We start from the raw sequence: 18,143 nt of genomic DNA, 5'->3' as shown, positions 1-18,143 counted from the left end.
ATCTTAGGCTCATATTTAATGGATTACAATCAATTTAAAGAGGCTATTTTTATTAAGTTTGCTAATGAAATGCCGGTTGCTTACGCCTACCATGGATTACATCATACTCAATACGTTCTCGATGCCTGTGAACGATATATTGATATGTTGAATCTAAATGATGAAGATAGCATTATACTTCGCGTGGCAGCTTTACTTCATGATATCGGGTTGATATGGAGTTATGATGACCATGAAGAAGCCAGTATTCTTTATGCCAGAGAGATCCTGCCTCATTGGGGATTTAAGGATGACCCTATCACTCAAATATGCAAAATGGTAGCCTCCACAAAGATACCTCAGCATCCTACAGATTTGTTGAGCCAGATACTCTGTGATGCTGATCTGGATTATCTGGGCACTTCAGATTTTTATCCTATCGGACAGACATTATTTAAGGAGTTTTTAAATATTGGTTTGGTAAAAAATGAGTATGAGTTTGATCTGGTCCAAATCAAATTTCTGCTTTCACACCAATATCATACTGAATTTGCTAAAAAGTACAGGGAGCCTATCAAAAAGTCTCATTTAAACAGTCTGATCGCAAAAAGACATTATAAAGTATCAAATTCTTTATTATAACATAGGCATTTTAATTCAGAATTGATTTAATTTGTGGTATCAAAATCATGATTACCAAATGTCTTCAAAAAATAGAATTGACTGGGTCTCCATCTTTTCATTTTCATCTGTCGTATATACAGTAGCTGGTGTATTGATAGCTTTGGTTGCATTGAAAGGCTTCCTTATACCCAACAGATTTATGGATGGTGGTGTAACGAGCATGTCCATCATATTTTATGAGTGGCTGGATATAGATTTTAGTTACTTTTTTATTGGCATCAATCTGATTTTTATTTATTTCGGATATCTGAGAATCGGCAAAACATTTGCTGTCCATAGTTTCATCGCCATTTTGATGCTTGGCATCCTATCCAATGTTGTGACGCTTCCTGTTTTTACCGAAGATAAAATACTGATCGCTTTTTTTGGAGGCTTTCTTATAGGATTGGGAGTAGGATTGGTCATCAGAGCCGGCGCGGTCATTGATGGCCTTGAGATACTGGCAGATTATACCAACAAAAAGTCAGGATTTTCTACCAGTGAAATTATACTTTTCATCAATGTCTCTATCATGTTGATTGCGGCCTTATATTTTGGATTGGAAACTGCCATGTATTCTATTCTGACTTACTTCACGGCTGTACGGACTTCAGACTATGTCGTTGATGGTTTTGAAGAATACACTTCTCTTACCGTCATTTCAAGAGAACATGAATTGATTAAATCTATTTTGGTCAATGATTTTAATAAAGCAATCACGGTATATAAAGGCGAAAGAGGGTATCTGCCCGGCTCTTTTGAGATTAAAAATGATTGTGATATCATCTCGACGATTGTCACGAGGCTGGAAATACACCGTCTCAAAAAGGCAATAGAAACGGCCGATCCGACTGCGTTTTTTTATGTTCAAAGTATTAAAGAAGTTGCAGGAGGAGTGATAAAAAAGAAGAAAAAGAACTGACCTTATTCCAGCACTTCATAGACATTTACAGGATGCTGTTTGTTTTTGAGCTGATATGATCCTGCTTCTTTGCAATGAAATGACTCTTTGACTTTTTGATATGCCGATTCTGAAATTAATATTTGATCAGGTGCGGCCATGGATTGCAGTCTTTGAGCGACATTGACAGCATCACCTATGACGGTATAATCCAATCTTTTCAAGCTTACCGATCCAATATTTCCGGAAATCATATCACCAAAATTGATACCTGTAGATACTTTTGGCCTAAAATTGTTTTCAATATTTTCAGCAGGTAATTCATTGATATGTTTTCGGACGGCAAGGCAGGCATCAATAGCTCTGTCAAGATGGTAATCACCTTTAAAAATAGCCATAATAGCGTCTCCGATAAACTTATCTACATAACCCTCCTGCGCTATGATCTCCTTGACCATGACATCAAAGTAAGTATTCAGTAACTTGACCACTGTATCTGGTGATGTATTTTCGGAGATGCTTGTAAATGAACAAATGTCAATAAATGCAACAGTGGCTTCCACTTGCTCATTAGCATGAAGCGTAGTTTCAAACTCCTGACTTGTCATATATTTCAGAACTGTTTCATCCACATACATTTTTAGTAAGTTATTCTGTTTGATGGCCTCCATGGTCATCTTCATTTGTGTTACCTGTTTTATAGTTTTTTCAATGGTTATCTCAAGATCTTCAAAATTAATGGGTTTAGTTATAAAATCAAATGCGCCACGATTCATCGCAATCCTTATGTTTTGCAAATCTCCGTAGGCTGAAACAATGACTGATTTTATACGAATGTTTTGTTCGTTAATTTTAGAAAGCAAAGTAAGACCATCCATAAGGGGCATGTTGATGTCGCTGAGCAGGATGTCTGTATCCGCATTCAAATCTAAGTATGATAAGGCTTCCACTCCATTGGTTGCAAAACTAAAATCATATCTGTGGTCTCTGATTTCTTTTCTGAACTTTTGTTTTATCAAAACTTCGAGATCGGGCTCATCGTCTACTACCAAAATTTTAATCATATTATAAACATTGTTTTGATTTTGATTGGGGTGTAAATGTAATCAATTCCTGAATAACTACTAAATTTTATAAAGAGTATGTGAAATTTCAACTCACAAAATCTGATACATCAAATTCGCCTTTTTTGTTACCATCTATATACAATATACATTTTTGACCGTCCACCTTTAAGAATTCCTTACTTAGTGCTTCGCCAAATGATGACATCGGAATTATCAGATCATAACCTTTGATATCGTAGGTGTTGAATGCTGGATGTGTATATTCTTTGTAAATATTAGAAGTTGGAAAAAAAGTATTTAACCCATATGATTTTATAATGTCAGATGACGTGATACTATCCTTTGGTGATGTTATGAGATTATTTTTATCATAGTCTTTGATGTAGCCGAGTGCGTTGCGGGATTCAAGATAATAAAGCTTATTGGTGATGATCCCGGCACTGTCCTGATACTTCTTAGATTTATCGACTACCATAATTCTATCTTTGATCATACCTTTTGTCTCCATTTCTTGTACCAATTTTTTCTGTTGGTTTATCACAGGTACTTTGCAGGCTGAAAAAGGACCTGACCAGAAAGCTATGACACAAAATAAAATACCGGCTATAGGCCATATCCTGTAATCCTTGTTTTTAGAAATGAAAAAGTACATAAAAATAAGAGATATTATCACAGCTGCCAATGCACTGAAATAAAACTCTTCCCTGATACCACTCATCTCAATATTATTATTCACTGAAAAAAATAACATCACGAGTGGAACGATAGACAAAATGAAGAACCATTTCCTGAATACAGATATATACGATTTATCCCCATGATCCAAATACCCGGAGAGCAACCAGGTTAAAACACCAATACTTAAATACCATAATACCATAATATAGGTCCATTGCACCATACTGTGATCAGTAAGTATCAGTCTGAAAAAGTACGCATAGAGTATGACAGCATACAGGATAGTGACAGGAATAAAGAGGTATGCTACGATCACTTTGAATACCGATTTTGGTACAACAGCAGGACTTTCGTCAAACTTATCCGGAATTTCAGAAAGGAATAAAGTGGTCTGAACCAATCCCGTTATAAAAATGAACAATCTGAAATAAAAAATCGAATTTACATCAAGATTGAAAAGTTCGTCCAGTGCCAATATAGCCAGAACAAGTGCTAAATATGCCAGAAGTGCAAAAAGTGCAGATTGCATCCAGCTGTTAAATAAAGTAACATTGTACGAGATAAAATGAGATGTATTGTAGTTTTTTGTATAAGGTATGAGAGATATCAGCAGATGCAAAACGATACTCAAACCTATGGTAGATAACCAAAAACACGGATGTCCTGTACTAAAATCAGTAGGAATCATCATGTAGAATATGCCAAGTAAAATTATTAAGATTAAAGTACCTGTGATAAAGATTTTTCTGGAAAAACTCTGAGCTTCACAATACAATGTCCATAATAATGCAGCAAGGAATCCGATGAATCCGGCAACAGGCCATCTGAAAATTTTGCCACTATCGTCTTCCACTGTCAGGATGAGGGTGATGGTAGTGATCAACGCAAAGATCATCACCAGTGGAAAACGTTTGCTGATTTCAGCAAATCTCCCTTGAATATTTATTTTCTGGAGCAGATTGTTCATATATTTTATTTTACATGTAAATCTAAGAAATTATTTAACATGATTGGGTCCTTGAAATCTATTTTGTAATACACACTAAACCTGCAAATATTGGTTGAATAGAATATTAAGTCATCTCTGAAAAGCCTTTGATGAAAAAAATGGGACAATTTCTATTTCTATTACATAGATAATCAAGCGTTTACCCTTTGGGAATCCCTGGTGATTTGGCATGGGATTGGGTAAAAATGGTTGACTATCATAAAATCTTTGTTTTCGGATTAGACTCAAAATTGGTTCCAGATTTGCCCAGTAATAGGATAAATGTGATGAGACAGATCAGGTTGTAAATAATGTGAAAATCATTAAAAAAGCAAAATAAAACATGTTTCAGGAACCTTTTTAATACTTTGATTTGTTATAACAACAGAAAATCGAATGCAAAAATTTAGTATCATAATTATTTAATTTACAATACATTATGATATTAAATTTTTTGTATCATATTTTCATTTCACTTTAATGAGTTTTAAATAGTTCCAATTATGCGTACTGAAAATTATATCACAATAAGAACATACCATGATCGTATCGTTGGCGAACTCATGGTAACAGCATTGCATGAAGCAGGTATTCAGACTTTTCAGTTTGAAGGGCATAGGACCATTCTTCCAAATGACATCTTTGAAATCAAAGTACATGAAGATGATGTGGATGACGCATTAGCCATTATTGAGAATAAGGAGCTGAATTAATACTATTTGTCATTTTTGAAAGTTTCAATTATTTACCTGTTGAAATAGTGATTGACTTACATTTCTGGTAGTCAGACTTTTTTGTTTTAAGGGTACACAGGTCTAATTCTACTTTGTTAAATTTAATGTACAGATAACCAACATATTGTAAAAATTTCGGGTATTTGTACTGTCGTTTTTTTGAGTGCAAAAACTTCTTACCTTTAGGAACAGCAGTAACAAAAACGACTTTTTAAGAACACAAAACAAAGCCTTTATGAAATTGTTCAGGTCGTCAAGGATGGTGACCTTTGCTCACATGTCATTGATTATCAATCAGTTTTAAAATTAAAGACATCAGACCTTTGCGAAAATGCTATTAAATATATCGAAGGTTTGTTCTGCGCCGAACGCTCCAAGCGCAATATAGAACGAATGGTAGAAAAGTCAAAAGCCGATTATCAATCTCAACAGCACTTCATTTCAGATTCACCCTGGAGTACTTCGGATCTCATGATGGAAGTGGCTAAAAAAGTCAATAAAGATTTAGGGGATCGAAAGCTACAAGCGCTCAATATTGATGAAAATAGTAACAAAAAATCAGGTAAGCACTCCGTTGGAGTCTCCAGACAATATAATGGCATTGAAGGAAAGATCGAAAATTCACAAACAGGCGTATTTGCGTCGTTAGGAAGTGGTGAGAAAGTGTGTTTGGTTAACGCACGTTTATATCTTCCAAAGGAGTGGACAGATGACCGAAAAGAGTGGAAGCTATCACTCCGAAGCGTACCGAGGTACGGAGAGCACATTCAATATACTTTATTCGATGACAAAATACTGTTATAATAATCAAAAGACAAACAGGTGGAAAGAAAATAAATTAAACATATCCTAATCTCGTTCCCCCGCCCTAAGACAAAATAGTTAGAGCGTACCTTTTTACATAAAAAAAGTAAATCAAAATCTAAATTATTTGGGTTATATTTCACCAAAACAACCCAAATATACAATAATATGGGTTATATTTGTATTTTATAACCAATAATTTCGACAATATGGGTGATGTAGCATTACTTCCTCTGTTATTAGATGTTGAGTCTAAAAAGATTCTTAAGAAAACTGCAGAAGCACATAGGTATTTGGCAGAACTTAAAGGTATAGCAGCATCCATTCCAAATCAAAATATTCTGATAGATACTCTTGCCTTACAGGAGGCAAGAGAGAGCTCTGCTATTGAAAATATAATTTCAACATTTGATGATTTATACCAATCGAATTATCAAGCACAATCTTATATTTCATCAACTTTAAAGGAAGTGCATGCTTATTCAAATGCCTTGAAGAAAGGTTTTGAATTGGTGAAAAATTCCGGACTCTTGACCAATAAGGTGATTCTTGAAATTCAAGCACAGATACAAAGTAATTCAGCTGGCTTTAGAAAGTTGCCAGGAACAAAGTTATTAAACGAAGCAACCGGACAAATGGTCTATATGCCTCCGCAGGATTATGACACCATACTTTTATTAATGGATAATTTACAGAAATATATTAATGATGATGAAATCTCAGATGTTGATCCTTTGGTCAAAATGGCTATTATTCATCATCAATTCGAGAACATCCATCCATTTTATGACGGAAATGGAAGAACAGGACGTATCATTAATATACTCTATCTGATCAAAAATGATCTATTAACGCTCCCTATTCTTTATTTAAGTAGATACATCATCAAGCATAAATCAGAATATTACAGATTGCTTCAATACACTAGAGATTCAAATGATTGGGAACCATGGATTATATATATGCTGGACTCTATTACAGAGACTTCTCAAAATACAATAAAGGTTATCAAACGAATGAGTTCAGCAATGCAACAATACAAATTAGTCATAAGAAATGAAGCACCTAAAATTTACTCTCAGGACTTACTTAATAACCTTTTCAGGTATCCATATACTAAGATTGAATATATTATGCATGACTTGAATGTCAGTAGAAATACGGCAATAAGATATTTAGACCAACTTGAAGATTTAGACCTAGTCCAAAAAAAGAAAATTGGCAGAGATAATTTCTTTATAAATAAGGCATTAATAGAATTACTTATCTACCCTATTTGATTTAAATTGAAATCGCTAGATCGACTTGTAGGGTGGCAGCAGTTGCTACGCTACAATTAAATAATTTTTTATAACAAAAATCAAAAATCATTAAACAAACTCAAAAAGGCTCTTACTGCTTATCTGCGCAACGGTTTAAAACATTAAGACCGCGTGCACAATGGCGATACGACAGTTAAATAGGGGCGAAGCCTGGCTTACATTATTTTAACTGATGGCAAGACTATAAATGAAATTATGCTCGAAAATGGGTTTGTAAAGCCTTATAAAAATAATGTTGTAGTAAACTTCCCTTTTATCAAGCCATCAGTTTAAAGGAAAAGCGAAAGAAAAAGGATTTATTTACATACATAAATATTCACATAAAAGATGGAGCGTTAGCTCTGATATCTTTGTAAAATGACTTAATTAATTGATAATAAGGGGCGTAGCCCTGACATCTTCAATGATGCTGAAATTGTTTTAGGGTTACAGGGCTACGCCCCTGATTATATGTTTTGGGACTCTGATTACAAAGATTATAAGGCTACGCCCCTATTGTTTAAAGAAGTAATATAAAATTCCATAACCAGAATTCAGGCTATTTATTTTGTTCTTGTAGCGCTGGTTTATATTTTTTCATCAATTCCCACATGACTATGCCTGCACAGACAGAGACATTGAGTGAGTGTTTGGTGCCGAATTGTGGGATTTCGATACACACATTCATTAAAGGCAGGATAGCATCGCTGATTCCTTCTACTTCATTTCCGAAAACTACAGCTATTTTTCCAATGGGAAAAACGGTATCTTCCAATGAAACTGAGCCATCTGTCTGTTCAACGCCTGCAATATAATATCCTTCATTTTCCAGATTCATGACTGCAGTGACGATATCACTTTCATAATGCCATTGTACAGATTCTGTAGCACCGATAGCTGTTTTTGTGATTTCTCTGTTGGGTGGTACGGCACTGATGCCACACAGGATGACCCTTTCTACAGCAAATGCATCTGCAGTTCTGAATATTGAGCCGATGTTCATCGCGGATCGAATATTGTCAGCAACGACTACCACTGGAATTTTTTCAGAATTCTTGTACGTATCGATATCAGGCCTTCGCAGTTCGTCCAGTTTGAGTTTTCTCATTTTTCTATAAAAAATATCCATTAAGAATTGACGAGAGCTGCTTTGATAAAAGCAACAAAAAGCGGATGCGGATTTTCTACAGTGCTCTTTAATTCGGGATGATACTGTACACCTACAAAAAACGGATGATCTTTGAGCTCTACTATCTCTACGAGACCAGAATCAGGATTTTTGCCGGTGGCCAGAAGGCCGGCACTTTCTATCCTTTCCAGATAGGCATTATTAAACTCATAGCGATGCCTGTGTCTTTCGGTTATGTCTGATTTGCCGTACGCTTTTTGACTCAATGAATTTTTAGAAATCTTACAAGAATAAGATCCAAGTCTCATGGTACCACCTTTCAGGGTGATCTTCTTTTGTTCGGGCATGAGGTCTATAACGGGTTCTTTGGTTTTTGGATCTACTTCTGTTGAATTTGCGTTTTTTATACCCAGCACATTTTTACAAAATTCAACTACAGCGCATTGCATACCCAGGCAAATACCAAAAAATGGAACTTTATGCTCTCTGATATATCTGATGGCCTCAAGTTTTCCATTGATACCTCGTTCTCCAAATCCCGGTGCAACCAGAACACCTTGAAGATCTTTCAACTTAGAGCCCACATCACCATTTTCAAGAATTTCGGAATGGATCGGAATGACGTTGACCTTGCACTCATTGACAGCTCCGGCATGAATGAATGCTTCGTAGATAGATTTATACGCATCCTGAAGTTCATTGTATTTTCCTACCAATCCGATATTTATTTCCCTGGTGGGATTTTTCAGTTTGCCTAAAAATTCCTTCCAATGGTGTAAATCAGGTTCGTTATTATTTTTGATGTATAATTTTTTCAGGACAGTTTTGTCGAGTTTTTCTTTCAGCATGAGCAGTGGCACATCATAAATAGTTTCTGCATCTATAGCTTCTATCACAGACTTTTCATCGACGTTACAAAATAAGGCCAGTTTTTCTCTAAGTTCTTTTGGGAGATGATGTTCTGTCCTGCACACCAGTATATCAGGCTGAATACCAGCTTGAAGGAGCTCTTTTACAGAGTGTTGCGTTGGTTTGGTTTTGAGTTCTTTTGCAGCCTTGAGGTAAGGGATAAGTGTAAGATGTATTACCACACAATTATCTTTACCTACTTCTCGCCGCAGTTGTCGCAGGGCTTCGAGATAGGGTAGTGATTCGATATCACCTACTGTACCACCGATCTCAGTGATAACAATATCGTACATATCATCTTGTGCTACTAAGGTGATGCGCCTCTTTATCTCATCAGTAATATGGGGAATCACTTGCACAGTTTTGCCCAGAAAGGCACCTGCTCTTTCTTTTTCTATGACTGTCTGGTAGATTCTGCCAGTAGTGACGTTGTTGGCCTGTGATGTCGGTATGTTCAGAAACCGCTCATAATGACCCAAATCAAGGTCCGTTTCTGCACCATCTTCAGTTACGTAGCATTCGCCGTGTTCGTAAGGATTTAGTGTGCCCGGATCAACATTGATATAAGGATCAAACTTCTGTATAGTTACTCTGATACCTCTGGACTGAAGCAATTTAGCCAGTGATGCTGCTATGATACCCTTTCCAAGTGATGAAGTTACTCCTCCCGTAACAAAAATATATTTAGCCATGCGCTTATGAAGAAAGAAAGTTTGTTTTCCTTGCTACGGGATGCAAAGGTAAGGCGATTTATTCGGAATTTTCAGGATAGAGGTAATATTTTTAACCCTGATTAAAATATAGAGAAGTAAAATCCTTTATGACGATTTCATAAAACTCTACTTCCTGATCTATTCATAAATAGTTACCATAAAAATATAACAAGTTAATTTAAAACTTTGCCTTGCCATAGCACTGCCTGAACCAAATGATTTGTAACTTTACCTTTTCATTTTTTGATAACTCAAACGCAATACAATGAAGTTCATTTTTAAAATTACTTTTTGGATATTTTTCATTCTTCCTTTTTCCAGCTTTGCCGGCGAGGGCATGTGGTTGCCACAATTGCTCAAACTGCTCAATGAAAAAGAGATGAAGAGCATGGGCATGAAAATTTCAGCTGAAGACATTTATAGTGTCAATAAAGGTTCTCTTAAGGATGCGATTGTGCATTTTGGCGGTTTTTGTACTTCTGAACTGATATCACCCAATGGCTTACTGCTCACCAATCATCATTGTGGTTATGGGCAGATTCAGTCTCACTCTACAGTGACCAACAATCTTATCAAAAATGGCTTTTGGGCAAAAAACCATCAGGAAGAACTACCCAACAAAGGACTTACAGCTACCTTCATAGACAGGATAGACGATGTGAGTGCAAAAGTCCTACATGGTGTCACAGAAAGTATGTCGCCGACAGAAAGACAAAGTGCCATAGATAAAAACATCGCCGATGTCCGAAAATCCTATGCTATAGAGTCGTATCAGGACGTGGTCATCAAGCCATTTTTCGATGGAAATCAGTATTTTGCATTTGTTACGACTATATATCGGGATGTAAGATTGGTTGGTACACCACCTGAATCTATAGGAAAATTTGGAGCAGATACAGACAATTGGGTTTGGCCTCGACATACCGGTGACTTTTCACTCTTCAGAATTTATGCCGGAAAAGACAATAAACCTGCTGAATACTCCCCTGAAAATGTACCATATAAACCTAAACATTTTCTTCCCATTTCACTCGATGGTATCAGTGAAGGCGATTTTACTATGGTTTTTGGATTTCCGGGCAGAACAACACAATATCTTCCTTCATCTGCTATATCACAGACACTCAATACTCTCAATCCGGCAAGAATATCGATCAGAGAGACGTCACTGAAGATCATGGATAAATACATGAGAGAGGATGAAGCAACTAAAATCAAATATGCTTCCAAATACGCTTCTATAGCCAATGCATGGAAAAAATGGATAGGAGAATCTCAGGGGCTCAGACAAAGTAATGCCGTACAAAAGAAAAAGGAATATGAAGCAGCGTTTCAAAAAAGACTCTCGCCTGACAGTCCTTATAAAAATCTCCTTTCTGATCTCGAAAAACAATACAATGACATCGAAAAACTAGCTCTGGCCAGAGATTATCATCAGGAAATTGCACTGCGCAATGTGGAGATCCTGGCCAGGATGAGTGATTTCAGGAAACTGGTCACACAGTACGAGTCTGGTGGAAACAATGCATATATCGCTCAGGTCAATAAACTCAAACCGAGTCTAACTGCCTTCTTTAAGGATTTTGACAATAAAATTGATCAGGAAAAATTCGGTGCTTTGCTTACATTGTATGTGGACAACCTCGATGAAAAATTTGTACCTGAATTTCTGAAAAGAGAAAATCTTGGAATGTCATCAGACGAAAGTTATGATATGATGGTTGCAGATCAATTTACACTCAGTAGCCTGACGACCGAAAAGGAAGTCATGGAAATAATGGCCTTGAGTCCTGAAAAAGGCGTGGCTGCTATAAAAAGTGATCCTATTTATGCCTTGGCAACAGCTTGGGCTGATTTTTATGAAAGTGAAATTTCAACGCCATACAACACAATCAAAAGAAGTCTTGACCTCAACCAGGAAAAATACACCAAAGCGCAAACAGAAGTATTTAAAGAAAAGAGATTTTACCCTGACGCCAATAGTACCATGCGCGTCACTTACGGCAATGTACATGGTTATGAACCAAAAGATGCAGTATATTACACTCCGGTAACCTACCTCGATGGAGTTATAGCAAAATATGTACCTGGGGACTATGAGTTTGATCTCGCGCCACGTATGCTCGAACTATACAAAAACAAAGACTATGGCATCTATGCAGATAAAAACGGAAAGTTGCCTGTCTGTTTTATAGCTTCAAACCATACCACAGGAGGCAACTCAGGAAGTCCGGCTATAGATGCACATGGAAATCTCATCGGATTGAATTTTGACAGAGTCTGGGAAGGCACTATGAGTGATCTCAACTATGACCCTTCTATCTGCCGCAATATCATGGTAGATGCACGCTATATTCTCTGGGTAGTAGACAAATACAGTAATGCAGGCCACCTCATAAAAGAAATGAAGTTGGTGCATCCGAAAAAAAAGATGACTATACAAAAAGGTAAAAGGAATTAAATAGATATTCACGGTAGTAAGAGGGATTAAAAAAAATTCGGAGACTTTTTAACTTAATGTGTAATGTCAAAGGGTTTTTCAAATTACCTCAAAATTTCCCAATTCAATATCAATGTCGTTTAGTTAAGACATCTTTATGAAGTCTTTCCATTTTAAGTGAAAGATTTAGATAGGGTAAAAACTAAGAAAAATTCCTTATCTAAACGAAATCGAATTCAATATTTTATCCAACTATATTCAAATGAGATTTTAAACAAACTTCCATTGAAAAAAGTAATAATTGTTAAAAGCAAAAATAAAAAAATGACATTTTGCTTGAAGTGCAAATACAAAAAGTAACTTTGCGCCTTTTTATCGTCTATATAGGATAATGAAGATATTAAAATCAAAGATATTTATACTTATCGCAATTCTGATTTTGCTCAATCTGATATTTGCATCGTTGGAGGGACGCGGTTATATCGAGAATTCAGACAAAAAAATACTCCCGATTGATGTAAATCCCATTAGTCTTAAAGAAGGCATTATAATAAAAGGTATCACAGTAGTTGCTCCCCAAAAACCCATAGGGTCTCCTGCCTTCAAAAGGCTTAGAGATATACACACGGAGTGGGTTTGTTTTGTGCCATATGGATTTACCAGAAAAGGACAGACCAATGTTACCTATAATGTGGAAAGACAGTGGTGGGGAGAAAAAATCACCGGAATAGAATCGTGTATTGAGGAAGCAAGAAAACAAGGATTGAAAATCATGCTCAAACCACAGGTATACACAGGCGGTGGATGGATAGGTGACATGGATTTTGATACAGAAGAAAAATGGAAAGACTGGGAAAAAAATTACAAAGCTTATATTATGGATTTTGCAGGAGTTGCAGCTAAACACAACGTTGAGTTGTTTTGTGTGGGTACAGAATATAATATTGCAGTAGTAAAGAGAGAAAAATTCTGGAGGGAACTTATTAAAGAAATCAGAAAAACCTACAAAGGACAAATTACATATTCTGCCAATTGGGATAGTTATGAAACAACTAAAATCTGGGACCAACTGGATTTTATAGGAATTAGTAGTTACTTTCCGCTTAGCGATGCCAAAAACCCTCCGGTAGGTCTTTTAGTAAAGGAATGGAAGCCAGTGGTAAGAAAATTGAAAGCATTTTCAGACAAAAATAAGAAAAAAATACTTTTTACTGAGTACGGGTACATGTCAGTGGATGGTTGTGCGGGCAAAGCCTGGGAAGTCGAGAAATCAAAACATCAGTTGAATATCAATCATAATGCACAAAGTAACGCATATGATGCTTTGTGGACGGCCCTTTCAGCTGAAAACTTCTGGGCAGGAGGGTTCTTGTGGAAATGGTTTCCAGATAATTTGGGGCACGAAGGATACCCTGAAAAAGACTACACACCTCAGGATAAACCTGCGGAAAATATTATAAAAAAATGGTTTGCTCAAATAAAAAAGGTGTAGTTTAATGATCCTTGTAGTAGAAAATGTTCCAAATCTTGTTGATCTGGTTCAAAGAAATAAAAAAAATGGAGTTTCCATAGGTTTTGTGCCAACTATGGGTGCACTCCACAAAGGGCATCTTTCCCTTGTGAGGAAAGCAAAAAGGGAAAATGATCTTGTCATAGTGTCCATTTTTGTCAATCCCACCCAATTTAATGACAAAAAAGACCTTGAAAAATATCCCAGAACGCTGGAATCAGATATTTCACTACTGTTGACTGCCAGGGCAGATGTCGTTTTCACTCCGGCAGCGTCAGAAATATATCCTGATGGTGATCAAAAAGGGAAGGATATAGATTTGGGTGGACTTGATTCCTACATGGAGGGTGCTTTCAGGCCAGGACATTTTATAGGCGTGGCACAGGTTGTCTCGGACAGGCTGTATATGGGTCAAAAGGACTTTCAGCAGTTTACCATCATAGCCCATATGATCAGGACGCAAAAGATAAAAACCGACCTTGTAGTTTGTAAAATTCTTAGAGAACCAAATGGACTGGCTATGAGTTCCAGAAATGAAAGACTCAGTAAAGAAACAAGAGAAAAAGCAGGAATCATATACAAAACACTGCAATCTGTAAAAAAATACCAAAGTACAAAGTCTGTTTCAGAGCTTGAAAATTACGGAATGAAACGATTGAAAGTTGATCCTTTTAAACCGGAATATCTAACCATATGCAACGGATATACATTAAAACCGGTAAATGATATTGCCAAATCTCCTTACGTTGTCGCTTGTGTGGCTGTGTGGGCCGATGGTGTAAGGTTGATAGACAATATTATCTTAAAAGAAGAATAAGACCGTATTAAGTCTTCCAAAAAAACATCATAACACTAATCAGTATAGTTGATATCCAATGCCTATCTGGATATTATTGAGTTTTGTAGAGACGTTGGGTATGACGTGGCCTTGTGCATCGGTCCATTCCACATCGAAAAACTGTCCAAGAGTGCCCGCAAACTGAGTGTGAATGGAGATTTTTTTGACCGGATAAAACCTGAGACCTGCTACATAAGTAAACTCAGCTGGTTTTGAAAGCTTTGTCTTTGCTTCATCCCAGATTTCTTCTATTTTGAAACTTTCACTGGTCCTGATCCCTAAGCCTATTCCGCCAAATAAAGATAATGGTTTTAAAATTTTAAACTGAGCCTGAGGTATCATATCTAAATATTGAAATCGATACCCTGAAATAGGGTCAGCATTTGCATCGACAAAGTTGTATCCTTTTCTCGAATACTGAATATCCATACCCACAGATATACTTTCAGTGATACCTAATTCCGGTCTTACTGAAATGAAATAATTAGTAGCTGAGTTTACTTTTGGGGTTTGTAAATTTTTAAAATCAATATTTGAGAAATTTACTCCACCACCGGCGTGAATTCTAAGCTGAGCATTTCCACAAAAAGAAAAAGTCAGAACAATGATCAATACAAGTAGTCGTGCCATGTTTTTATTTTTAATAACGGGCTTCTGTTTTATTTATTGTAACAACCAAAACAATGCAACACTCAAAAAATAATTGATACAAATTCTTTTGCATAACTATAAATATTATATTTTTGTAATTAAATTGTAACAATCATGCTAAGATTATTATTTATTTTGACTATTGCGACTGTGCTGAACTCTTGCAGTAAAGAAGAAGTGACAACTCCTGATCCGGGTAATACAACCTCTGCCAAACTGACAGACATCACCACTTTATCCAATTATGATGCTACCATTAAGACAGGTGTAAGCCTTATGTTTTTTCATGCTACCTGGTGTTCTATATGCGCTGCACAAAAACCTGATGTAGAAGGTCTTATCTCTGACACATCTATCAAAGCAGCAAAACTCGGACAAGTGGATGTTGACAAAAATAAAGATATCACTGCCAAATACAGTGTTGCTGGTCAGCCGGTCATCATCATCTACAAGGATAATGTTGAAAAACACAGGCTTTCAGGAAAAGGACACAGCAAGTCCAAGTTGGCTGATATGATCAAGGCCTTGCTTTGATGAATTGAATTGCATTTTATAGCAGTATTTCTTTAAAGTTTTGCATCAACAGCTGCAAGATCATTTTCATCTATTTGCTTGAAGAGCTTATGAATCTTTTCTCTGGCTTTTGTTCTTACGTCTTCATCGATGTAGCAGGCTATAGCTACTAAGCCAAAACTGATAACTCCCAGATCATCGGTAAAGCCAATGACAGGAGTCAGGTCCGGCATTCCATCAAATGGTGATAAAAGATACGCAATGGCGCCTATGATGATTTTTTTTGCCCAGGACGGTGTATTTTTTGACTGATATGCGTATATCATAAGCAATACTGAATACACTAATCTTGTACCCAATATTTTAAATTTCTGCTGGAGAAATTGAACAGTTTTGAAAATCTTTATCATTATGAATTCCTGATGTTTTTATCTCAACAAATTTTCGGCAATAAAAATTTCAGAATTTCAAATTTTCAGACCAACAGGTTTTCCACCAAGACAAAAGTGATATTATTTCTGCAAAACTATTTCAATGACTTCACTTTTTACAGTGTCAGAATTTAGGACAATGAGTTCTTTTTTACCTTTATAGGTATATGAAAGTGCGATAGTCGCAGGAGGTTGCCTACCCATATCGTCAGCATGAAGCAATAAAAAGTTTTTGCCTTCTACATTCAATTTTAGGGTAAAGGGTTTTGGTTTTTCGCTGATTTCAAACTTCTCGATGATCCACTCACCATTAAAACTGAGAGACACTATATCCTTGTCAATGATTTTATGATCGTACAATTGAAATTCCACCACATCTTTATCGGCAAAAATTGTCCTGTTTGCCGTAACAACATTCCTGCCTTTGACTACCTTAGGTATTGATTTGATGACCGGATCGGCAGAAGCAAGATAGTCTGTTTTAACTAGTAACTTAGGATATATTACTTTGAAATAGTGAGGCAATTCAAAATGTTTTAAGACGGGAAGGTTTAGGAATTCATTGAATCTGTTGATTTCAAAAACTACTCCATTGCCATATCGGTTGAATTTATTGATCACCGATATATTGTAGTAGTAATAATGTTTGCCATATAGTTTATATTCTTCAGGAAGATTTTCTGATTCAGCGAATGATTTCTGGCCTTTGATCGATTCTCCAGACTGTTTTTTGACATTTGCCCAGTATAGTTGTATTTTTGGACTCAGTAATTTAGTATCCTTAAGGTTGGACAAATTGATGTTGTTCAGTCTTGACAAAGCCGCTTCCTGTGCCAGGATCAATTCAGGATATTGTTCATCTTCTTTATTGTACATTGCTTTGAGTGCCGTATAAGTTGTTGTATAAACATCTTTCAGAGCGGTCTGCAGAGAAACATAAACCTGATTTTCTGGTTTGATATTCAGTGACAAATAGACAGCAGAAACCTCTCTTTCCAGAATCATCTGTTTATCATAATACGATTTAAACAACTTTACACCTTCTTCCAGTTTGTCATAGACGATACTAAGGTTTTCGCGTTTGGTTAGATCTAGTGTTGTGATCATTTTTTCCAGATCAAATCTTATTTTGTTGATATTTTGCATGATGGTCTTCATATCCCCTGAGATGGCTTTCAGCTTTTTTTCTGCTGGCTCGGACAATACACCTGATGATTTACTGATTAGGGAAAAGTATTCATTAGGCGATGTGTCGTAAAACCAGTTTTCATCATCCTGAAAAATATCCTGCGGAAGGTCTTTATTGGAGTAAAAATTGATCTGCTGATCCGGTAGATCTACATACTTGTTGATATTTTTATTAAAATTTTCAAGCAACCTATGTACAATCAGTAAACCATGAGTACCTTCATTTGAAAAATTGACATAATTGTTGAGAGCGATCAGCTTTTCCTGTTGTTGTGCGTGAAGAGAACCAGCAATAATGGTTAAGAATAATGAAGCGACCAATATATTTTTAGACATTATCTTTAATTATTTTAAAGTGCAAAGATATGATATTTTTGCATTATATGATTAAAGCAGGGCTATATGTGTGAATAACATATTGCACTTCTTTTAGGGTAAGAATGAAAACGAGCAAACGGCACATTTGAGAATGTGTCTATATGGAATATTTCATCAATTTACCCTCTGCCCTAAAGGCCCAATAGGGGCCGGGGGTGAGCTTAGAAAGGGAGGCAACAAAGGTGGAGACCCTGGTTGCCACACCGGCACCACACGCAATAAAAAAGGGAGAGGGGACTACTTTCACCTTGAGTTTACCGGTTTTTGAAAATTGACTAATACAAACCTTTTAGTTTCAGATGTCAAGATACGGTAAAAAAGGATTACT

At 36.2% G+C, this 18,143-nt stretch carries 16 protein-coding genes; 9 read left to right on the top strand and 7 right to left on the bottom strand.

Going from position 1 to position 18,143, the window contains the following annotated elements:
* The first annotated feature begins 18 nt into the window (after positions 1-18).
* Complete coding sequence (locus tag IPK35_06120) at positions 19-621, top strand: HD domain-containing protein (GenBank protein MBK8052850.1); 603 nt, start codon at positions 19-21, stop codon at positions 619-621.
* A 58-nt stretch (positions 622-679) separates the two neighbouring features.
* Complete coding sequence (locus IPK35_06115) at positions 680-1,564, top strand: YitT family protein (GenBank protein ID MBK8052849.1); 885 nt, start codon at positions 680-682, stop codon at positions 1,562-1,564.
* A gap of 2 nt (positions 1,565-1,566) precedes the next feature.
* On the opposite strand, the gene IPK35_06110 is transcribed toward IPK35_06115, so the two are convergent.
* Together IPK35_06110 and IPK35_06105 are read right to left on the bottom strand one after the other, a co-directional pair.
* Positions 1,567-2,607: a response regulator gene (locus IPK35_06110; GenBank protein ID MBK8052848.1), complete on the bottom strand. Its 1,041-nt coding sequence runs from the start codon at positions 2,605-2,607 to the stop codon at positions 1,567-1,569.
* 88 nt (positions 2,608-2,695) lie between these two features.
* Positions 2,696-4,255: a DUF4153 domain-containing protein gene (locus IPK35_06105; GenBank protein MBK8052847.1), complete on the bottom strand. Its 1,560-nt coding sequence runs from the start codon at positions 4,253-4,255 to the stop codon at positions 2,696-2,698.
* 524 nt (positions 4,256-4,779) lie between these two features.
* Between IPK35_06105 and IPK35_06100 the strand changes: the two genes are divergently transcribed.
* The 3 genes from IPK35_06100 (at position 4,780) to IPK35_06090 (ending at position 7,094) form a co-directional block, all read left to right on the top strand.
* A complete protein-coding gene (locus tag IPK35_06100; GenBank protein MBK8052846.1) occupies positions 4,780-4,989 on the top strand; it encodes a DUF2007 domain-containing protein in 210 nt (69 codons plus the stop codon).
* A 375-nt stretch (positions 4,990-5,364) separates the two neighbouring features.
* Positions 5,365-5,814, top strand: coding sequence for a transposase (locus IPK35_06095; GenBank protein ID MBK8052845.1), 450 nt, complete (start codon positions 5,365-5,367; stop codon positions 5,812-5,814).
* A gap of 209 nt (positions 5,815-6,023) precedes the next feature.
* Positions 6,024-7,094 (top strand): Fic family protein, encoded by a 1,071-nt coding sequence (locus IPK35_06090; protein MBK8052844.1) that lies wholly within the window; start codon positions 6,024-6,026, stop codon positions 7,092-7,094.
* A gap of 580 nt (positions 7,095-7,674) precedes the next feature.
* Here IPK35_06090 and IPK35_06085 read toward each other — a convergent pair.
* Both IPK35_06085 and IPK35_06080 read right to left on the bottom strand, forming a co-directional pair.
* Positions 7,675-8,223, bottom strand: a complete 549-nt coding sequence (locus IPK35_06085) for an RNA methyltransferase (GenBank protein MBK8052843.1) — start codon at positions 8,221-8,223, stop codon at positions 7,675-7,677.
* Between the two features lie 20 nt (positions 8,224-8,243).
* Entirely contained in the window at positions 8,244-9,845 is a 1,602-nt protein-coding gene (locus tag IPK35_06080; GenBank protein ID MBK8052842.1) for a CTP synthase, read from the bottom strand.
* Positions 9,846-10,131: 286 nt separating this feature from the next.
* Between IPK35_06080 and IPK35_06075 the strand changes: the two genes are divergently transcribed.
* The 3 genes from IPK35_06075 (at position 10,132) to panC (ending at position 14,633) form a co-directional block, all read left to right on the top strand.
* Positions 10,132-12,327 (top strand): S46 family peptidase, encoded by a 2,196-nt coding sequence (locus tag IPK35_06075; GenBank protein MBK8052841.1) that lies wholly within the window; start codon positions 10,132-10,134, stop codon positions 12,325-12,327.
* Positions 12,328-12,697: 370 nt separating this feature from the next.
* Positions 12,698-13,798 carry a hypothetical protein gene (locus IPK35_06070; GenBank protein ID MBK8052840.1) on the top strand — a complete coding sequence of 367 codons (1,101 nt, stop codon included), beginning with the start codon at positions 12,698-12,700 and terminating at the stop codon, positions 13,796-13,798.
* A gap of 4 nt (positions 13,799-13,802) precedes the next feature.
* Positions 13,803-14,633, top strand: a complete 831-nt coding sequence (gene panC / locus IPK35_06065) for a pantoate--beta-alanine ligase (protein ID MBK8052839.1) — start codon at positions 13,803-13,805, stop codon at positions 14,631-14,633.
* A 39-nt stretch (positions 14,634-14,672) separates the two neighbouring features.
* Here panC and IPK35_06060 read toward each other — a convergent pair whose 3' ends face one another.
* Positions 14,673-15,284, bottom strand: coding sequence for an outer membrane beta-barrel protein (locus IPK35_06060; GenBank protein MBK8052838.1), 612 nt, complete (start codon positions 15,282-15,284; stop codon positions 14,673-14,675).
* Positions 15,285-15,419: 135 nt separating this feature from the next.
* Here IPK35_06060 and IPK35_06055 point away from each other — a divergent pair, with 135 nt between their 5' ends.
* Entirely contained in the window at positions 15,420-15,839 is a 420-nt protein-coding gene (locus IPK35_06055) for a thioredoxin family protein (protein ID MBK8052837.1), read from the top strand.
* 32 nt (positions 15,840-15,871) lie between these two features.
* On the opposite strand, the gene IPK35_06050 is transcribed toward IPK35_06055, so the two are convergent.
* Positions 15,872-16,228 (bottom strand): DUF1232 domain-containing protein, encoded by a 357-nt coding sequence (locus IPK35_06050; protein ID MBK8052836.1) that lies wholly within the window; start codon positions 16,226-16,228, stop codon positions 15,872-15,874.
* 102 nt (positions 16,229-16,330) lie between these two features.
* A complete protein-coding gene (locus tag IPK35_06045; GenBank protein MBK8052835.1) occupies positions 16,331-17,773 on the bottom strand; it encodes a hypothetical protein in 1,443 nt (480 codons plus the stop codon).
* Positions 17,774-18,143 lie beyond the last annotated feature (370 nt).

The sequence above is a fragment of the Saprospiraceae bacterium genome, assembly GCA_016713025.1.
Lineage (GTDB): Bacteria > Bacteroidota > Bacteroidia > Chitinophagales > Saprospiraceae > OLB9.
This window is presented reverse-complemented; position numbering and strand designations above follow the sequence as displayed.

Coding starts and splice junctions, on each gene's coding strand:
- IPK35_06055 (MBK8052837.1), top strand. CDS start 15,420: ATGCTAAGATTATTATTTATTTTGACTATTGCGACTGTGCTGAACTCT.
- IPK35_06075 (MBK8052841.1), top strand. CDS start 10,132: ATGAAGTTCATTTTTAAAATTACTTTTTGGATATTTTTCATTCTTCCT.
- IPK35_06105 (MBK8052847.1), bottom strand. CDS start 4,255: ATGAACAATCTGCTCCAGAAAATAAATATTCAAGGGAGATTTGCTGAA.
- IPK35_06100 (MBK8052846.1), top strand. CDS start 4,780: ATGCGTACTGAAAATTATATCACAATAAGAACATACCATGATCGTATC.
- IPK35_06115 (MBK8052849.1), top strand. CDS start 680: ATGTCTTCAAAAAATAGAATTGACTGGGTCTCCATCTTTTCATTTTCA.
- IPK35_06090 (MBK8052844.1), top strand. CDS start 6,024: ATGGGTGATGTAGCATTACTTCCTCTGTTATTAGATGTTGAGTCTAAA.
- IPK35_06120 (MBK8052850.1), top strand. CDS start 19: ATGGATTACAATCAATTTAAAGAGGCTATTTTTATTAAGTTTGCTAAT.
- IPK35_06110 (MBK8052848.1), bottom strand. CDS start 2,607: ATGATTAAAATTTTGGTAGTAGACGATGAGCCCGATCTCGAAGTTTTG.
- IPK35_06060 (MBK8052838.1), bottom strand. CDS start 15,284: ATGGCACGACTACTTGTATTGATCATTGTTCTGACTTTTTCTTTTTGT.
- IPK35_06070 (MBK8052840.1), top strand. CDS start 12,698: ATGAAGATATTAAAATCAAAGATATTTATACTTATCGCAATTCTGATT.
- IPK35_06080 (MBK8052842.1), bottom strand. CDS start 9,845: ATGGCTAAATATATTTTTGTTACGGGAGGAGTAACTTCATCACTTGGA.
- IPK35_06045 (MBK8052835.1), bottom strand. CDS start 17,773: ATGTCTAAAAATATATTGGTCGCTTCATTATTCTTAACCATTATTGCT.
- IPK35_06085 (MBK8052843.1), bottom strand. CDS start 8,223: ATGAGAAAACTCAAACTGGACGAACTGCGAAGGCCTGATATCGATACG.
- panC (MBK8052839.1), top strand. CDS start 13,803: ATGATCCTTGTAGTAGAAAATGTTCCAAATCTTGTTGATCTGGTTCAA.
- IPK35_06050 (MBK8052836.1), bottom strand. CDS start 16,228: ATGATAAAGATTTTCAAAACTGTTCAATTTCTCCAGCAGAAATTTAAA.